The following is an 18,615-nucleotide window of genomic DNA, read 5'->3' as shown; positions in this document are numbered from 1 at the left end:
CCTTCGACTATGCCATTTGAGCTTGCATGTCTGAGTGTGCCAATGGCATTAGAGAAACTCGTGTTCACCGAGCTCGTGCTTTCGCTTTGTACGCCAGCCACTTTTTTAACTACTGAAAGTGATTCGCCGGCCTGTCCAGATAAGTCTACCGTTTGTGTAGGTGAAGACTGAGGTGCCGTTATTACCGGTGCTGGATTTATCACTTCTTTTGAAGTTTCTGAACCGCCACCACAAGCTGCAAGGCTTAAACAAGTTATAATATAAACATATTTACTACTAAACATTATATTTATCCTGAAGCTTATAAGCGAACTATAAAAGAACCATAGGCATTACCTTAAGCTTATGGGCGAACTTTAAAAGAACCATCGGCATTAACTGATGGATTATTGATTTCTTGTAAGCTAAAGCCGCCAATAATTTCATCTAACCCATTGGCAAAAGAGGCAAATATTATGCCGTCTGCTTTATTGTTACCATGCGAAGCGAAATTAATGCCTAAATCGAGTTGGTCAATATTGATCAAGCCAGAATAGGCCGCAAACCATTCCCCCTGACTGTCACTAAAGCTTAGTGTTCCACCGGGAACTGAAGCATTATCGAAATCTATGGTCATACTCATAGTGAAGTCGCTCACTTGTCCAACGCTCGAATTTACTGTGCTTTGAACTATGTTGTTGTAAGCGAGCGTTCCTGTGCGTTCAGCAAGTAATTCTTCGATGGGTAAACCGCTAATACCTTGCCATTCAGACTCATTGTAAATACTACTATCTTCAAGGTTTTCATCATTATCGTCATCAAGTGCAGCGGTATTGATAGGACTAACACCTGAATTTGCAATGCGGTTTGTTGCCGGCTGTTCACTGTCAACATTTTCATCAGTAGAGCTTTCCTCAGTATCTTCTGATGAAAAATCTGAGTAACCTAAAGATATATTAGCCGGTGCCTGTGTCATTCGAGTAATTTGACCTTGAACGTTAACAGAAGCAAAAGTAAAATCTTCTGTACTGCCAAGCGACAAAGTACTTTGATCGTTCAATTCAACATCTATGTTGCCGCTATAGACAGCGAAGAATGTTTCATCACCAACCACTTCTACAGCAAAGTGTGTACCACGAATACCAATACTGCCGACAGGTGTTTTTACTTGATAATCGCCACCAGACTTTTTAATCAGGCCACTAATTGAGCGCAAACCACCGCTGACCACTTCTAAGGTGGCAGATGCTTCACCGGCTTCAGGGTTAAATTTATAATTACTGATCAGTATTTCAGTATTTTCTTTTAAAGTAATTAAACCACCATCAGACATACTAAATTGCGCTTTACTTTTATTGCCTGTGATAATGTTATCGACACTAAATATTTCAGAACGCCGTTTCAAATTGCGTTTTTCTTTACTGGTTTGATCAAACGCTTCAACCTTACCTTTGGCTAAAATCGTTTTACCGGCAACATCACTTGCATAAACACTATTATTGAAACTTATCAGCACGGTAAAAATAGTGATGAGTGTGCTAGCTTTAAACTTTTTCGTGTTATCTAGAAACATTAAATTATTCATAGTTTACCCCTAAAAGCTCATACGAGCAGATAAATTGATTTCAGCTCGTTGATAGGAAAAAAGTGCTAAGTTGCTGTCTTTGTCTTGCATATTAGCGCTTAATTGATAAGACCATCTTGCGGAATCTTTATATAGAATTGAGGTGCTAATCAGCCACATATCATCAACTTGTTTTTCTAAGAAGAAAGGATGTTCATGCTGATAGGCTTGATGTTGATAACTGATATTAGCACTAGCTAACCAGTGTTGATTGAAGGCGAAATTTGCCATATAACTTATGGCGCTAGTTTTTTTACTGTTGTGTTGGCTTTCGACAAATTCACTCTCTTCTTGTGAGTAAACAAGTGAAAGCGCATGTCGCCATCTTTGCATACTATATTGAGCAGAAACTTGTAACGATGCATCGTCAGTGTTTAATAAGCGATTAATCTCATTATCTGATTTACCAACAAAAGCTTGAGTTGAAAACAGCCATTGCTGATCAACAGTTTTACTTAGTCCAACTGTAGCGCCATATTGGGTACGGTAGTAGTTACCATCTAACCAAAGCGGAACAGCTCTAACGCCAACACTGGTGCTAAAAGCTTCAAAGTCTTGCTTATATTGCAAGTTAGTACGTACAAAAAATCGATTATATTGAGATTCGTTACTGAAATAATGTAATTTACTGCTACCAGAAAAAGTTAATTTAGATGACTGCGTTAATGCCTTGCTGGCCATTAACTGGTAACCGAGCGCTAAATAACTATCACTAATTTCTTTACTATTATCAGATAATATTATGTCTTGCTCTAAAAAAGGCAGAAATATATTATCTTCGCTAGTACCAGCATTTATATTCGAATCATAACCGAGGTGAACACCAACAGATTGCGCAATAAACAAAGATTGCTTATCCAAAGCGGCAACAGAGATATTATGAAGGTTTACAGCAGATTCTTTTAGTGTTGAAGAAATAGTATCTACCTGACTTAATGACTCGGTTATCTCTATAGCTGCATGATAATTCTTCGTCGAGTAATAGGCACTAGCAAGATAATATTGAGCGTCTAACCAATTAGGTTTATTAGCAACAACACGTTCAAAAGCATAAACGGCACGTTCATGCTCTTGTACTTTCAGCGCAACAAGGCCGTAAAGAAAATCAAAATCAACATCACCTAAATACTCATTTTCTAGCTTTGTAGCTTCGCGCCAAGCACTTTCGTTTTCGTTAAGGGTGATTTTTTGTTTTAACTGATTAAAATCACTGCTCTGTCTAAACGTTTTAGCATCAATGGCTTTACTGGTGAGTAACAACAAGAAAATAACTGATAGTAACTTCTTCACTCTACCTTCCTAGACTGAATAAAATGGTTATTTTATATAAACCGATTATTGAGAAAAATGCAATTTTTTTTTGCTTGAGAAGGGTTTATTTCAATACAAATAGTATATTTAAGACCAATAATATTAAATAATTGGTCTGTTAGTAAGGTGATGAGCCTATTTTTCAATAAACGCTTGATAGGTCTGTTTATCAACAATCGCACCTTTGTGCTGAATATAAATAATTAAGTTAACTCTAATAACAACAACCCCACTTACCGTGTAAACTATTATTTGCTACAGCTAAATAATTTTACAAAAATTATTCATTCTTTATATATAGATACACTTTTATTAAAGCTTTAAGTTAAAATTTTTCATCTGCATACATAGGGTGTAATTTACGCTAGATGTTATCAATAATTTCATAGGTTTTTATTTATATTTTTAGCCAGAACAACAAAAAGCCACTTTTCAGTGGCTTTTTCAATACTGGTAGCAATTGCTAATATTTATTTAGCTACTTCTTCAATTTTTTCAACTGCTTCAACATTGTCAGCTGGTTTATTTTTTGCTAATAATAATTCACGTAAACGCGTATCTATTTCTTTTGCTATCTTAGGGTTTTCTTTCAAGTATTTAGCAGCGTTTGCTTTACCTTGGCCAATTTTATCGCCTTTATAACTATACCAAGCGCCCGCTTTTTCAACCATTTCATTTTTAACGCCAAGGTCAACTAACTCACCTAAGCTATTAATGCCTTCACCATATAAAATTTGAAATTCAGCTTGTTTAAATGGTGGTGCGATTTTATTTTTAACCACTTTTACACGCGTTTCATTACCAATAATTTCGTCACCGTTTTTAACTGCGCCAATACGACGAATATCTAAACGAACAGAAGCATAAAACTTTAAGGCATTACCACCAGTTGTTGTTTCTGGAGAGCCAAACATCACGCCAATTTTCATACGAATTTGGTTGATAAAAATAATCATGGTATTTGATTTTTTCAAATTACCCGTTAATTTACGCATTGCTTGCGATAACATACGCGCTTGTAGACCCATGTGTGAATCACCCATGTCGCCTTCAATTTCCGCTTTTGGTGTTAACGCGGCAACCGAATCGACAACAATAATATCAATGGCACCTGAGCGCGTTAGCATGTCACAAATTTCTAGTGCTTGCTCACCTGTATCTGGTTGAGAAACTAACAACTCGTTAATATTCACGCCTAACTTTCCAGCATATATTGGGTCAAGTGCATGCTCAGCATCAACAAAGGCACAAATTTTACCGTTACGTTGTGCTTCAGCAATTACTTCAAGTGTTAATGTAGTTTTACCACTCGACTCTGGACCATAAATTTCAACTACACGACCTAGCGGTAAACCACCAGCACCTAATGCTATATCTAAGCCTAATGAACCTGTAGAAATTGTTTCTACATCCATGGTGTTGTTGTCACCTAACTTCATGATTGAACCTTTACCAAATTGGCGTTCGATTTGGCTTAAGGCAGCTGCTAATGCTTTTTCTTTGTTATCGTTCATTTGGTGCTCCAGGATGATTTCGGTGCTTAATTTGTTTTGATAACGCAAAGTATACTGTATAGTCGTACAGTATCAAGTTATTTATTGATTATTTTATTTACAGTTAAAAAAACCAACGAGTGATACTTTTATATGTTTGATATCAAAGGATTTAATAGGCTACTATAACTTTAAGTTATTTTAATTAAAAAAGTTACTCACTCATTAAAAACCAAACAAACACCTAAATTATTAGCTTGTTATTATTTATGCCGGCTTCGTAAATTTAAGAGTCGCTACCTTAGTGATTAACTTATAACAATGACCTTTGGTAACATGTATTGAGATAATCTAAGGTGTAAATTACTGGGTTGTTATAACTAAAATATACTGATGTTAAATCGCAAAACGTGACTACTTACACGGTTAATTAAAGGTGAAAGCAGTATTTATACGTACTATATAGTGTTAAAAACTTCACGTTTTTTCGCTTTAAAGTTTCAGAGGAAATTGAAGTGACTACAATTAAAAAGTCAATGCACACCAAGGTTATGCATTGATTATTTTACGCTTTTAACTGCGAGCGCTGATAATGATTTTCTGTTAGTATCATTTTTAATAAATGGATTACTTTTCCTAATATTTAAAGTAGGTTAAAAGGGGTTACGCAATCCTTAATCCAATAAGCTAAATAAAGCCAACTCTAGAAACCAAACTAAAAAGGTTATCTGTATGAGTTAGTTGGGCGTTAGTGAACAAGCACATGAATACATAAAATTTTAAAAAACAGAACAAATGCATAACAACCTTAAAGATAAATCTCTAATCGACAACTCAACCGATATAAATAAAGCCATGAATGAGTCAGAACTTTCCAAGCACACGCCAATGATGCGTCAGTGTTGATATTAATAAAACAAAGTATTACAGACGATCACAACAAAAAACCTACACCAAAACCTACACTTAATAAATCAATCAAATATTTCTTCATTTATTTTCTAAAATAATAATCTTTTTCACTATTCCTCAACCAACAACAACAGCCTTTCATCACCATAAAATACGGGAAATACATCATTAAACGCATAACCTCGTATAAACAACAACTTACAAAGAAATAACCAATTAATGTAAAATAAACGAAATAAAAATATATTTTGGGATAATATATTTTTTGAAATATGCAGCAGTAGACAGGAGGTCACATGTATTTCGAAAGTGAATTTCTCACACAAGATCAGTTAGCAAAGAGGCTAGGGATCAGCAAAGTAACGATCTGGAGAATGATCAAGGATGGTCGTTTACCTAAGATGATTACTATTGGAGCTCGTTCAAAACGCTGGGTTAGTGCTGATATAAACGATTGGTTGCAATCACTTAAACATAATTAGAAAGGAACTCTATTATGACAAATGAAAGTTCATGCGAATCGCATGGACTTTCAATCAATCAATCAATTCCCCCTCAATCAATATAGTGTTATATTAACGCATTTAAACGCTTTAAATTCAACAACTTAAACTTTGACTTACCGGCTGTTTTTGACTATGATTTTAATATAACAGAGTTAGTGAGTTATTTGGCGGACTTTGTAAATAGTGTGAGAGTTAATAGAGATGCGAGTAACTATAATTGAACTAAAGAGTAATGAATCTAATTTTCAAAACTTAACACAGTGCTGTGGGAAGTTCTTTGACGAAAATGAGAAATTATACTTATTTTCGACATTAGTTGCATGGACTGGCTCAGATATTAAAGCTACTCAATGGTTTCAATCTGAGACTATTTCAGCATTTGGCGGTAAAACTGCATTTCAGCTTTGCAAAAAAGATCAAACAGATGCCGTGATTAAATACATTCGACACATAGAACGAGGAGGATTTGCATAGTGTCTTCCTATATCCCGAAGTTACAAGTTAAACAGAGTATAAAAATCTTTCTGATAAGGGCGATGATATGAGTGATGACTCTAAAAATAATGAAATAGTGCAACACGCTATGCAAGAGCTTTTTGACGCAAATGAAAACATGGCCACAATTGGTCTGACCAAGAATGGGGTTGTAGCGTACCATTTTGGTGAGAACGGTGGAATGGCTATAAATCCCGCGTATGCCGAAATAGTTATTAACGCTGTTAAACAACTATCTGAATTACAAGAAAACAGTGGGTAATGTAGCCCTATTATTCAAAACTGGTACAGATTTTTCAACGCCCCTAATTTAGATTAGTAAGCCTACTCAATTTGTAGACGCACAGTCCCCTCAACAGTGTTGACTAACGCAGTACAAAGCGTCTAAATACAACTACTTACATGAAACACTCTGTTCTGTTGTTTTAAAAACAGTAGCAGTACCAGTCATTTTAGATCAATAACTTACATCTGAATTAGTAACCAAGTATTCACTTCAAATTAATTTCAATATCTTCAATAACAGCGGCAATATAGTACTTTTGGCTATGACCATCTTTGTCTGAAGCTATCTCTATTTTTTTAACTAACTCTGAAGGTAGTGCTCTTCTAAGCTTTTTATTAATTGCCGACCTATTTTGTTGGACAAAGGCTCTTTCCATAGCAATTAACCCTTGTAGTTTACCATCACGAAACTCTTCAGGTTCAATACCAAAAGCGTTATACACTCTAATATCAGTGCCAGTTTTGTAACATTCAGATAGAAAACCAAAAGATGCATTTGTGTCATCTTCAAATGATCGATCAACAATAAGTCCATTATTATTTTTTTGTGTCAATTTAAGGAGCCATATGTAAAATGAAAATTCTTTCGCGGTAAGCTTAATATCCACCCCTGAAACGGAAATTGTTTTAGCCTTTTGATATAGATCCAAAACTAGTGACTTACTATGAGTTGAATTCATGGTGGCAACAGTTTGGCTAAAGGATGCTTCCCCCATAGACGTAATCAATTGTGGATCTACAGATTGACGCATTCGTACAAAAGGGATTTCGGCTAAAGTTATTTGGGCTTGGCTTGTATCTAACTCACCTTTACCAAATTTACCTGTGATCCAATTAGTTGTTTTGGTCGGATAATAAAAATCTTTAACAAATTCAAATTCATCGTTAACAAATACATGACTTAAGGTGTCTTGCGGGCGACCTAACAATGACATTGCATAACCTAAATAAAAAGCCATAGTTTTACGACCACCAGCAATAGATGCATGTATGGCTACATCTTCTTGGTTGGTTAATTCAAATACTTTGTGAGTAATAAAATCAGCCATATAGGTTTGGTCGTCAATTGTTTTGGCATCATCGATTGGATTACCATCTTCATCTTCAATAAGCCAAATATGTGATTCATCAAATTTTAAGTCTGGTAGACCATGTTCTTTTTGTAATGCAGCTAAATGTCCATTATCAAATAAGCCTTCCATCAACATTGCTTTGGTGCTTGTAGTGGTAATAACAAACATTTCGTCTGGAAAAGTTTTACCTTCGGTGTGAAGTGCGTATAAGGTTTCGGTTACAACTTGTGGGCTTGCGCCAGTGATTGCGAGTAAGATGTTTTTCATCAAGCATCCGTTTGATAATTTTGTATAACATCTTACTGCATTTCATAAATAATTGTATCTATAAACTTGTAATATATTGATCTAATTCATTGTTTAAGCTATTTATTTTCGTTTTGCTTTACGGGCTGACTTTTTAGCCTTTTTTTGCTTTTTACGATCAACATGTCCATGATTACGATTGACAGATACTATACTATTATCACGTAATAAAGCACGCCCCTTGGGTGACTTGATAAACTGTAAAGCTTCAATACAGCCCTCTTTCGCTGACTCTCTGAGTAAATTTTTGATGCCATGTGGCGATTTTGCTTTTCCATTTTCACGTAACTTCCTCCAGATCAACATTGCTAAATCAAACTTAATTTTAGCTTTACCTATAACCGTTTGATTGATACGCAATGCATTGGTTGACATCGCTAATGCTATTTCAATGTACTCATGCTGATCTTTTAGCAAATTAAATAAAATCTCTTCGTAATATATAAATTGCGGAATATCTTTATAGCTTTCTACCATCTTCTTTAAGCCAAGCTCCGCATTTGGCTTTTTACCCCAAGACCCAAAATATGTGCAGTAACCTTCAAAATATGAAATTCCAGGAGAACGACGTGACTGGGCACTTATAAATGCACTTCGGGCTTTCTTCTTTGAAAGATCATTATTTACATCTAATTGCCACTGCAATAACTTGTATTCAAAATCTAAAGTGAATGATCTTATTTCAGAGGATTCAACTCCTATGTTTAACCAAAGTAAATATTTTTCAGGTTCTTTCTGATAATACTTTTCTTGCAATAAACGAATTGCTTGGTGGTGATGTTTATGGCCTGCTTGCTCAATAAAATCACAACCTCGGTTATATTGGTTATGATTAATTAAATAAATACCAAACTGATACGTTGCCTCACCTTGCTCATCACTTATCAATGCCTGCTTGAAACACAGATCAATAGTTTGACCTTTAGGTAACAGAAGGTGATTGTCTTTATACACAAGAGCATACATCAACCATGTCTCAGGATGCCCCTGTTGATGGGCCTTATCTAGCCAGTAACATAAATCATGCTTTAGCATTTCCATTTGCTGTTTTCTTTTTTTGTTATTAAGCTCTTTTTGTTGGCCTAAACTTATAATTGAGGCTAGAGTACGCTCTGCTAATGAGAATGTTGCCTCTTTATTTCCATTCAGTGATGCATATACATGATCAGCCATTTCTTTTGGCATAGGCTCTTGCCAACTTTCTTGAGGCTGAGTTTGCTTATTTAACCTAAATGCCAAATATTGCGCAAGTTCAAATATATTTACCATTAAGTGTTTAAGTTTTACTCGACTTAAACTACTGCTACAACTCCATTGTCCAGTTATGCTCTGTGCAATATGAGCACTCCTATTCCCTTCTACACGAATATGATGTAAATACTCCACAATATATGGTGGAACCTTATTGCTCGCTGAAATTTGTTTTATTTTATCTAATAAGTCCCCCTTTACTGGTGGACGTAGTCCTAGTTTTTCTCCTACTTCGTGGCACCATAACTCAATGAATAAGCGTGCTTTTAACAAACAGCATCCATGATCATTTGAATAGAATTGATCGACCTCCTGACTTATTCTATATAACTCAGGATGGTTATATTGCAAAAACTTGTAGTTATCGATTTGTTCTGTGGGTGTTGGTAAGTATGATAGTTGGTTCATATACGATCCTATTTAATTGTTATTAACTAGGATCATATGATATTGATGTTACAAACTTTTTGACGTTAACAAGCTTGTGAAGTATATATTTTTGCTAAAGTATTGAAAATGCGAACCTACCATCTTTATCTCCCCCATTATTTAGTTTAAAGAAAGTATCTTTGTTTTGGTCATGCACCCATACTGAGTTACATGACCTATCATTACACTGGCCTTTAAAATAACCACTAGATTTAGTTACAAATGAATGTTTATCACCTTCTTTTCCACAATAAGGACAATGGCGTACAAAGGTGGCAATCGCGTTTTTAAACTCGATTTTTTCAACAAGTACTTTATTAGCCTGTTGGGCAATAACATAAGTCTGTTCTTGGGTTAATGGCGTGTATATTGACCTATTATCAGATAATGCATGCTCTATAGGAGTTGGTAATTTACTTTGTAACGGCTCAATAAATACACCCAATAACCATCTCCATACACTTTTCACGATAAGTCTTGAAAGTGCTTCTTTTGCGTGAAGGTTTAAAGGCGATAATTCAACGATTGTATCGAAAATTTCCTCTGCTCTTATTTGGGGAGAGATGATGAGAGTTTTATCATCGTAAGCGGGTAGTAAATCACTTACTTGTAATGGTTCTGCACTAACTATAATCCGCGCTATATGTTGGTGATTATGACTAAATTCGAAACACCCTTGTTGAGGTCTATTAACCCTTATGCTCAAGCTTGAATTAATATCAATACTTGTCATCTCGGTGTTTGTTTTCCATCCTATATCAGCGAAGATTTGTTTAATAATAGTAGATACATAATGTGTATAATCTAGCTGTCTTTTCTGCTTCATAGCTAACATTTGTTGAGGGTTAAGACGGGTTTTTGCTGACACTTTCGACCACGTTCGCCATATTGCAGCTAAACGACGGTAATTGTCATCATGAGCTAAAATATTAGTGGGCTTTAGCGCAATTCCTACCTGTAGATTTTGAGGTATTGACCGATACAGTACACCATTTTTCATCTGAATTAGTTTAGCGCGATATTGCTGAACAATATCCATTTGTTCTTTACTTTTTTGTGCTAATTCGCGCACATCAGCAGCTTCATATGCTCGGCCCCAGTCTTTTGTTATTTGAGTAATGTAATGATGAATATTATTTTGTGCATCAAGCTCACCAAATTCTGCTATCACATCCAATATTTGTTGAATACGTGCTTGTGCGCTTGCTAAGTATCGCAATAAGTTATCAATTAACCGGGCATATACTTTATTTTCATAAATAACGATTTCATCTTCGCTGACTTGTCCTTTGAGTTTTTTAGGAATAATTCCTGTGAACGTACGTTGCTGCCAACATTCAGAATGAGCGACTAGGTGCGCTTGATAGTTTGAGGCATAACGCTTTACACGGCTTGTTGCCATGAGTTCAACATCATAACGCATGCTCATCCTGGGGCGTTGGTTTATCGTTTGAAATACACCATTACTAAACCCTGACATAATGGCTTGATCTAAATCGGTCGGCGCGATAAATTCCGCTACCTCTGGTGGTAATAAGTGACTAAATTTTACAATAGAATTATCTTCGTATTTGTCAATGATATGCGCTATCGCATCAAAGGTTATATTTAGTGCCTCTTCATTGTTTACTTTATCTTTATCGGTTTGACTACGTTCATCTTGATTAAATAATATGTCAATATCATCCTGATGATACGCTCCACTGCCATCATCAAATAGAATGACTTGTTGTGCGCCATCCATCAGGGCATAAAACCCTGACGGTAGTGTCATGTTTTTATCAAATGGTATTAACTCGCCACTTAGGCGTGAAAATAGCTGCATTAAAAAACACCTTCTGCTTTAATCTCGGTTTCTGTCATTAATATGTGTGAAGATTCATCACAGTCATTACCCAACAGTGTTTCTAAAGCTTTAAGTAACTTGTCCAATTTTACTTGAGATATATCAAAACGATCCAACACCTTGCCTTTACGTAGTACACGAGTGATAAGTAAATGTTCAAGTGCTTTAATCGCTTCACCACCACATTCGATATAAACAGAAATAAACCGTAGAGCTTGAGTTTCAAATCGATTGCCCCAACCTATGCCAAAATCATTTTCTAATACCTTAGTAAAGTCTGATTCTTTGAGTTTAGTTAGTAATTTATTCACTTCATTTTTATGCTGTGATACTGCTTCGTCAAAGAGAGCTCTAACCGATTGAATATCAATGGTCGCTTTAGCCACTTTATTGGGTTGCCAATTTTCAGGTTTATGTTGACGTTTAAGTTCCATCATAAATGAACGATCATGGGTCTTGTCTGCAAATTCAAACGTTGTTTCGTCATGATTAGCTGTTCCCATAAACCACGTATTACTTGCCAGTGGTATTTTGCGATCTTCGAAAAAGTATTTAGGTGGGCTAGCAACACTTGAGTCCATCAATACTATATTTCGTTCGCCATCACGCATTTCTATGGCGGATAGAAACTCAGCAAAGTATTGTTCAGGGCGAGAAAGATTCATTTCATCAAGTAAAATTATATTAAACCTATTTTTGTAACTAGGTGTATGCGCTCGATAAAGCCCTTGTAAGCATTCTTTTTCATAATAGCGCTTTTCAAATGCATTAAAATGACCTAATAAATCATCTCTGTCGCGCCAACCAGCTTGTACCGGAACGGTTGTCACATGTCCTCCAACGGCTTTAGCAAAGGCCTTTACCAAACTGGTTTTACCTGTACCAGATATCCCCTCAAAGACATGTAATTGACTCATGGCAAGGCCTGCTACAAATTTACGAAGATCATTAATATCGTAATAAAGCGTGACACCTTTTTCAGCGTTAGCAATACGATGCTGTAGTTCATTAGTAAATTCACTTAAAGATGAGGTACCTGTTACCGCTACAGGCTCTGCAAATTTTCTATCCATTTTGGTGAGTTCACTAAAGGCTTGCTGTGACTGTTGCTTGTCGATGAGATCATCTAAGGTTGCTTTAAGGCTTTCGATGGATACTTTTAGTGTTTTATTATGCAGTTCCAACACTGTGTTTTGTGATTGTAATTCTTGTTTTTCACGGATACTGAGCTGATTTTTTCGTGCTTTTGCTTGCGCCTCATCTAAGTCTTGTCGCATGTTGTCTAGTGTTTCAGTTTTCTCTTCGGCTATTTCTTTGAAATACTCTAGTTCGTCTTCAAGATCTGTCTCGGAGCGTCCTTTTAGTTTTGAACGAGCCTCTTTTAATTCTTGCTCAACGTTGTCAAGATGTTCTAATACATCGCTAGGCTGTGAGAATTCACGCATCTTAGCTTCGCGTTCTAATTCAGAAAATCCCGCTATCTTTTGTTGCAGTAGTTTAACTTTAGCTATATCTCGTTGGCGATGTGTATCAAGTAATTCGAGTTGTTGTGTAAGCTGCTGCTCTTTATATTTAAACTCCTGGGCCAACTCCTGCTGTAAAGCTTGCGCTGCTAATTTTTGCTGACTTAGCTGTTCATTAAATTGATGTTTAGCTGTATTTAATTCTATTTGATCTTCTTTTAACTTTTGCTGTAGCTTCTCAAAAGAACGTCTTTCAGTGTTTAAATGTTCAACTTCATTAGATAAGTTAGATTGCAGTTGAGATTCAAACTCTGTTGCTTGTTGGCGCTGATGGGAAATTAAGTCAACGTCATTTTTAAGTTTCTGCTGTTCTAACGCACTTAAATTTTGTTGTAGTTCGTTAAAGCTTTGTTTCATTGTGGCAAGTGATTCTTGACGCTCACGCACAAATCCAGCTTGTGCATTGGCTTCGCGCTCTATTAGTTGCGCTTCAATGTTGGCACATTCACCTTCGCGATGTAGCAGCGACGTTGACTTTTTCTCTATTGCCTGGCGTGATATCGTTAACGCCTTATCTTCTTGCATAACGTGCTGTTTACGCGTTTCAAGCGCAGTAACGTCCTTTTCAAGCTCTTGCTTTTGACTGATTAATTCCGCTTGGTTCTTTTCATTTTCGGTAATCGATTTGTTAAGCGTTGTTATAAGTCCTGACAGTTGAATATCTTGTTCTTCATTAAGCTTACTTTCAAGCTCAGGATCTAATGCTATACCGACTTTACTAAATAATCCTTTTAAAATACCGGTTTGGTTTACGGGCTTTCTTTGTACTACTGGTATGCTTACTTTATTTTTAGCTTTATTTTTATTTCCGGCCATTGTTCTCTATTCCATTAAATAATTTGGTTAAAAAAGTGTCAATCAAATCTACAGCGCTATCAACTGTTCTTATTGATACCTTAGGGGGATTTTTGTGCGCGCAACCATCACGTAAAAAGGTTAATGCGTAAAAGCGCTTAAAATATGTTTGATCATCAAGCAGAAACTTTAGTGGATGCTGTCGATGATTACCCATTGATATAAAAATGGCTACCAGCTGCGCTCTAAGCGAACTATTTTTACCTTTCGCAGCACTAAAGATTTTTGAGGGTTGAACCTTAGTAGACTGGTTTAACATATCAACTGACATGCCTGTCGCTTCTGCTATCAAATGTTTAATGATCTCAGTGCCATTTTTAGTATGAGGTTTGGGTAACTCGTAAGGGTTCTCTAACACATAGTCTGTTAATACCTGCGTACAAACTACTTCGAGAACCTGACCACAGCTAACAATTAATTTTGCTTTCGAGCTGTTATGAGGCGATATTTCATGAGAAATTCTTTCATAGACTTCAAACATTTCAAAAAGAGCATCAGTTAACCCTGGTATTTTTTTTGCGTTAGGATATTTAACTAACACTGTAAAGTTAGCTTTTTCTGCAAAATTTAAACAAGCTTCTTCATAATCCATTTTCTCATTACCTACATCAAGTGCTGCAAGTGCAAATTGGCCTAACGCTTTATTGGACTTACATCCTTGTTGAAATAGTTCTTTCATCCATTTAGCTTTAGTTGAAACGCCAAATGGATCATATAACGTCCATTCAAAGCTCATTTGAGTATCACCCCAAACGGTTAAATAAGCGGGTGTTGCACCTTGCGGTGCGAGCGTTAGTCTGTCAATTTTAGACTGTGAAGGCTGCCATTCATCGTTATCACGGGTGTTTTTGGCAATATAAATAGCATCTTGAAAATCAGTCGAAATTGACTTCAAGTCTTCTTCGGTTGGTGGCGTTGATTCAAGTCTTCTTGAAGCAATAACAAAAGGTGCTGACACATAATTACTCGCTCGCTTAAATTTAAATTTAGGCCTGCCCGAGTTATTATTTGAATATATTTCTTCAAGATTAAAACATACTCTTGGAAACCATTGTTGGGTAATTGCACACTGGAATACATAGGCCGTGGTTAAACTATCATTAACCTCGTTATCGAGTATTTTAGTACCGCTTTCTGTCACTTGCCCTTTTTCAGTTAACCAACCGTTAGGTATAAGCTGCGCGGTGATAATATAGCTTACCATGTCAGTTTCTAGCCCTAGCCAGTTAGCTATGTCTCCATTTTTTAAATTACGTTTCTCTGAAACATTAAACAGTTGTAAAATTGTTTTTTCAAATATGTTTAGCTCTCTTCCTTTTGGACTATTGGTATACACCTGCCACATATGCACTGGCCATAACATCGACTTGGCATCATAGTCTGGCTGCTTTGTTTGTAAAAGATAAGTATCAGCGAACACAGCCATGCTCTCCTTGACATAATTGATAAAATGCATTGAAACCTGGCAACACTTGTTGCTTTGTTCCATCTTCAAACTCGATTATTTTCGCTAACTCAGGATTGGCTAGTGATTGGTCGCCGACAACAATTAATAACCGCTTTTGCCTACTCATAGCGACATTGATGCGATTAATAATTCTTAAAAAACCAAGCTGGTTATTAATATCGTCACTATTAAATGAAGTACCTGGGCGCCAAGATCTCACTGTGGACAGTAAAACAACATCAAATTCTTTCCCCTGAAACGCGTCGACTGAACCAACACGAAAGCGTTCATCACCATTAGATAGCTGGTCATAACCTGTAGCAGGCTCATATTCGTCAAAGGTCTTTTTCATTATTCCTTTATCGACCATAAGGTATTGTATCCGATCACGCTGCGCCGCATAAAATGTAATAATCCCAACTGACAAATCAGGACGTTCGTTTAGAATATTAGCAGCTTCTTGGGCGACAATAACTGCTTCGCATTGCCGGTATTTTGATCCATTTGATTTACCCATTTTCCCCTCTGCTGCTCCAACATCTATCCAAGCAGCTAATTTCCCTTCATAATTAGGCACATCTAACGGAAAGTCCTTATCTTTTAAACCAGGCTTAACAGCCGGTAAACCTGCCGATTCATAAAATTCTTTACTGTGGAATTCACCAAGCACCGGGTGCATTCGAAACTGAGTATCTAGCATCACAACTCGCTTTGGCCCACCCTCGTTCTCAAATTTTGTTAAATCATGATATAGCCGCTCAAATAAACTTTGCTTGAGTAATTCATGACTAGTGATTTCTATTTCATTTTTGTCTTGTAGTTCTTTCTCAACTTGAGGTTCAAGCATATGTGGTAATTGTTTATGGTCGCCCACCAGCACTATGCGCGTTCTTGCCATGGCCATGGGTATCATTAGATCAAGTGGATTAGCACGAGCTGCCTCGTCAACGATCACGGAATCAAACTTGATGTTTTCACTTTGTTCAACTGATTTGAGTGATACCATTTTGTCGCCAGCAGCTTGCTGACAAGTAGCACCGAGTACCGTAACGTATTCTGCAATTGATCGTTCAACTACGGCTGGTTGATTGCGTAATGTATCTATATATTGCTGTCGAAAATATAGTTTCCCTAACGTAGGGTTGGTAGTGAATGTCAGCTCTAGATCTTCTTGTAACAGTTCTAAATTATCAATCTCTTTTTCTGTCACATGACGTGCACCTGGTATCACATAAGGTAATTTCAAACCTTCTAGTAAACCTTGTTTAACTGATTCGTATTGTGAGAAACTAGCACCATCATTTATTAGCGTTTTTACTTTTTGGGCGTACTTTTGGGTTTCTTCTAATGACTCTAAGATTTGTAACAAGCTATTCGCTCGTAACAAGCCATCATCATTAAATGCGATATCGGTTGTTCTTAGCCCTCTAACCTTACGATATAATAATGTTCTTTGTTCTTTAGATAGATTGAGACAAGGCAAGCTTGAAAACCTTTCTGTTAAAGCGTCAATACCATCTAGAATTGATGCTTTGATATTAAAGCCATAATCAATTTGCCACTCATTAAGTTTTTTTCTTAACGATAATAACAAGAATTTAAGGTCGCTAGGAGTAGTGGCAAGACGAATTGATAATACGAGTTCATTGATTGACTCAAATAATTTATATTCTGAAAATTTTTGTAATTCATCGCTAATATCAGGACTTAAGCTATCAATACGCTGCTGGGCCCACTGTGATATTCCCGAACCCGAGTTTCTATTTTTCTCTCGTCCGCCAACTTTTAATGCTGGCAACCCAAAGACACCCGACCTATCGACAACGTTAGTGACAGCATCATGCTGATAGCTGCTGAGTAGTACTTGATGTTGAATCGGCGAACCAAATTTATCTCCTTCTTCGGCGATACGTTGTTGTAATGCAGAGATAACTTGTGTTTTACCCGTTCCTGGTGGACCGATAATTAAAGCAATATCCGGTGTGTTTAACGCTATCTTTAGTGCTTTCTCTTGCTGCCTAGTAGGATCACTCTTAAAGCGCGCTTTAGCTTTTTTTGATAATGCCTTAATACGTTTAGGTCTTTGCTGTGGAGGCTGTAACCCTTCAAAAATATGTTTAATTTGTGGCAATGGATTATTGCCTTGGCGGAGTGAATTAAACGCTGACATTTTACGTTCTTGTGCTGTTTTAATACCATTAAGAGATATGAAGATAGCCCCCTTACTCGGTGCCCTTTCTTTGAGAGTTCCTTCTAACACGCCATTAGTAAATTTCAATTCCTTTAACCAATTAGGCTTTCCACCATGTTTCGCAGGTAAATCTAACGCCTGATCAACCTCAGTTAAATAGTCTGGTGCAACGTCCGCTACCTGTAATTCTAAGTTATCGATGTTAAATCGTTCACCGATATTTTCTAATTCAGCTATATATTTATTGAGAAAATTCTTAATTGAGACTTCGCCTAAAATAAAACGAAATCTAATTTTTTCATCGGAAATAGATTTACACTCAGTATAAGATAAAAATCCAGCAGATTTGGCTATACGAGACGCTTGTTGCCAGTGAGTTTCTGAATACTTAAGCCATAATTGAAAATAGCTACCATGTTCTTTGGTGTGCTGATCAAGCATCAATTGCTGCGTTGGCTCATTAATTCCATGATTTGAGCTATATTCGACTAACTGATGTTCACCACAAAACATAGTTAATTTTTCGGGGGGCCTATTTAATGGTATTACGGTGTTGATGTACCACGATTTATCATTCTTAATAATGTTAGCAGCATATTTTTCACCAATAATTTTAAAACTATCTCCTAGCGCCGTTGCATTAAACTCACATAACATGGCATTTTGTTGTTGATAATTAAAATAGAACGTCTGCTCAAACCACTGTTGTGTTGCCGCGAAGGTAAGTTCGACTCCAGACTCTTTTGCTATGGCGCTAATTGAAGAGGGGTCAAGATTTATTGTCACCTTTTCAGGGCTTAGGTTACGTAAGTACATGAACTTTACGGCAACTGCAGAAGCATTTTTATAACAAATAACAGCAAGCACAACTTGGGGATCATTGTTATTCACAGCCCTAGCTAATGACAAGTTAGAAAATGTCACTTCTTCAAAATAATCACCTTGCTTAAGGTAGAACAAACCATGATCTTCAAATAACTCGACGCTCTCACCGACAAGCCAATTAAATGAAGTTGCTGATGGATTTTCTAATATTAATTCTACAACATCCGACTCTAGTAATTTTGATTCTAATAATCTCATCATTTA

At 36.4% G+C, this 18,615-nt stretch carries 13 protein-coding genes; 3 read left to right on the top strand and 10 right to left on the bottom strand.

Features of this window, described 5'->3' with window-relative positions; genetic code table 11:
- From H4J38_RS06850 to recA, 4 genes are all read right to left on the bottom strand, one after another.
- Positions 1 to 284, bottom strand: a 284-nt coding sequence (locus tag H4J38_RS06850) for a hypothetical protein (protein WP_220465458.1), incomplete at its 3' end; no start/stop codon positions are given.
- Between the two features lie 59 nt (positions 285 to 343).
- The gene (locus tag H4J38_RS06845) at positions 344 to 1,564 is read right to left on the bottom strand and encodes a FecR family protein (protein WP_259365422.1); all 1,221 of its coding nucleotides are present in this window, start codon (positions 1,562 to 1,564) and stop codon (positions 344 to 346) included.
- A gap of 9 nt (positions 1,565 to 1,573) precedes the next feature.
- On the bottom strand, positions 1,574 to 2,893 hold the full coding sequence (locus tag H4J38_RS06840; protein WP_182130789.1) for a surface lipoprotein assembly modifier: 1,320 nt from the start codon (positions 2,891 to 2,893) through the stop codon (positions 1,574 to 1,576).
- A gap of 491 nt (positions 2,894 to 3,384) precedes the next feature.
- Positions 3,385 to 4,428 (bottom strand): recombinase RecA, encoded by a 1,044-nt coding sequence (gene recA, locus H4J38_RS06835; protein ID WP_182130787.1) that lies wholly within the window; start codon positions 4,426 to 4,428, stop codon positions 3,385 to 3,387.
- A gap of 1,187 nt (positions 4,429 to 5,615) precedes the next feature.
- On the opposite strand from recA, the gene H4J38_RS17440 reads away from it, so the two are divergent.
- From H4J38_RS17440 to H4J38_RS06820, 3 genes are all read left to right on the top strand, one after another.
- Positions 5,616 to 5,801, top strand: a complete 186-nt coding sequence (locus H4J38_RS17440; protein WP_182130780.1) for a helix-turn-helix domain-containing protein — start codon at positions 5,616 to 5,618, stop codon at positions 5,799 to 5,801.
- Between the two features lie 225 nt (positions 5,802 to 6,026).
- Positions 6,027 to 6,299, top strand: a complete 273-nt coding sequence (locus H4J38_RS06825) for an antitoxin Xre/MbcA/ParS toxin-binding domain-containing protein (RefSeq protein ID WP_182130778.1) — start codon at positions 6,027 to 6,029, stop codon at positions 6,297 to 6,299.
- 67 nt (positions 6,300 to 6,366) lie between these two features.
- Positions 6,367 to 6,582 (top strand): hypothetical protein, encoded by a 216-nt coding sequence (locus H4J38_RS06820; protein WP_182130776.1) that lies wholly within the window; start codon positions 6,367 to 6,369, stop codon positions 6,580 to 6,582.
- A gap of 229 nt (positions 6,583 to 6,811) precedes the next feature.
- Here the strand turns inward: H4J38_RS06820 and csm6 are convergent, their stop codons facing one another.
- The 6 genes from csm6 to H4J38_RS06790 form a co-directional block, all read right to left on the bottom strand.
- Positions 6,812 to 7,945: a CRISPR-associated ring nuclease Csm6 gene (csm6, locus tag H4J38_RS06815; protein WP_182130774.1), complete on the bottom strand. Its 1,134-nt coding sequence runs from the start codon at positions 7,943 to 7,945 to the stop codon at positions 6,812 to 6,814.
- Positions 7,946 to 8,047: 102 nt separating this feature from the next.
- Positions 8,048 to 9,643 carry a DUF4145 domain-containing protein gene (locus H4J38_RS06810; RefSeq protein ID WP_182130772.1) on the bottom strand — a complete coding sequence of 532 codons (1,596 nt, stop codon included), beginning with the start codon at positions 9,641 to 9,643 and terminating at the stop codon, positions 8,048 to 8,050.
- A 94-nt stretch (positions 9,644 to 9,737) separates the two neighbouring features.
- Positions 9,738 to 11,489, bottom strand: coding sequence for a hypothetical protein (locus H4J38_RS06805; protein ID WP_182130770.1), 1,752 nt, complete (start codon positions 11,487 to 11,489; stop codon positions 9,738 to 9,740).
- Positions 11,489 to 13,849: an AAA family ATPase gene (locus H4J38_RS06800; RefSeq protein WP_182130768.1), complete on the bottom strand. Its 2,361-nt coding sequence runs from the start codon at positions 13,847 to 13,849 to the stop codon at positions 11,489 to 11,491. The genes H4J38_RS06805 and H4J38_RS06800 overlap by 1 nt, the downstream gene beginning before the upstream one ends.
- Entirely contained in the window at positions 13,836 to 15,314 is a 1,479-nt protein-coding gene (locus tag H4J38_RS06795) for a hypothetical protein (protein ID WP_182130766.1), read from the bottom strand. Before H4J38_RS06795 ends, H4J38_RS06800 begins: the two co-directional genes overlap by 14 nt.
- Positions 15,298 to 18,609, bottom strand: a complete 3,312-nt coding sequence (locus H4J38_RS06790) for a DEAD/DEAH box helicase (RefSeq protein ID WP_182130764.1) — start codon at positions 18,607 to 18,609, stop codon at positions 15,298 to 15,300. Before H4J38_RS06790 ends, H4J38_RS06795 begins: the two co-directional genes overlap by 17 nt.
- Positions 18,610 to 18,615 lie beyond the last annotated feature (6 nt).

It is taken from the genome of Colwellia sp. BRX10-3 (assembly GCF_014077505.1).
In the GTDB taxonomy this organism is placed as follows: Bacteria; Pseudomonadota; Gammaproteobacteria; order Enterobacterales; family Alteromonadaceae; genus Cognaticolwellia.
Note: the sequence above shows the minus strand (reverse complement) of the source record. Positions and strands in the feature narration are given on the sequence as shown.

What these genes read in the sequence shown, in the direction of transcription:
- H4J38_RS06845 (WP_259365422.1), bottom strand. Translation starts at nt 1,564, where the DNA reads ATGAATAATTTAATGTTTCTAGATAACACGAAAAAGTTTAAAGCTAGC.
- csm6 (WP_182130774.1), bottom strand. Translation starts at nt 7,945, where the DNA reads ATGAAAAACATCTTACTCGCAATCACTGGCGCAAGCCCACAAGTTGTA.
- recA (WP_182130787.1), bottom strand. Translation starts at nt 4,428, where the DNA reads ATGAACGATAACAAAGAAAAAGCATTAGCAGCTGCCTTAAGCCAAATC.
- H4J38_RS06800 (WP_182130768.1), bottom strand. Translation starts at nt 13,849, where the DNA reads ATGGCCGGAAATAAAAATAAAGCTAAAAATAAAGTAAGCATACCAGTA.
- H4J38_RS17440 (WP_182130780.1), top strand. Translation starts at nt 5,616, where the DNA reads ATGTATTTCGAAAGTGAATTTCTCACACAAGATCAGTTAGCAAAGAGG.
- H4J38_RS06810 (WP_182130772.1), bottom strand. Translation starts at nt 9,643, where the DNA reads ATGAACCAACTATCATACTTACCAACACCCACAGAACAAATCGATAAC.
- H4J38_RS06805 (WP_182130770.1), bottom strand. Translation starts at nt 11,489, where the DNA reads ATGCAGCTATTTTCACGCCTAAGTGGCGAGTTAATACCATTTGATAAA.
- H4J38_RS06825 (WP_182130778.1), top strand. Translation starts at nt 6,027, where the DNA reads ATGCGAGTAACTATAATTGAACTAAAGAGTAATGAATCTAATTTTCAA.
- H4J38_RS06790 (WP_182130764.1), bottom strand. Translation starts at nt 18,609, where the DNA reads ATGAGATTATTAGAATCAAAATTACTAGAGTCGGATGTTGTAGAATTA.
- H4J38_RS06795 (WP_182130766.1), bottom strand. Translation starts at nt 15,314, where the DNA reads ATGGCTGTGTTCGCTGATACTTATCTTTTACAAACAAAGCAGCCAGAC.
- H4J38_RS06820 (WP_182130776.1), top strand. Translation starts at nt 6,367, where the DNA reads ATGAGTGATGACTCTAAAAATAATGAAATAGTGCAACACGCTATGCAA.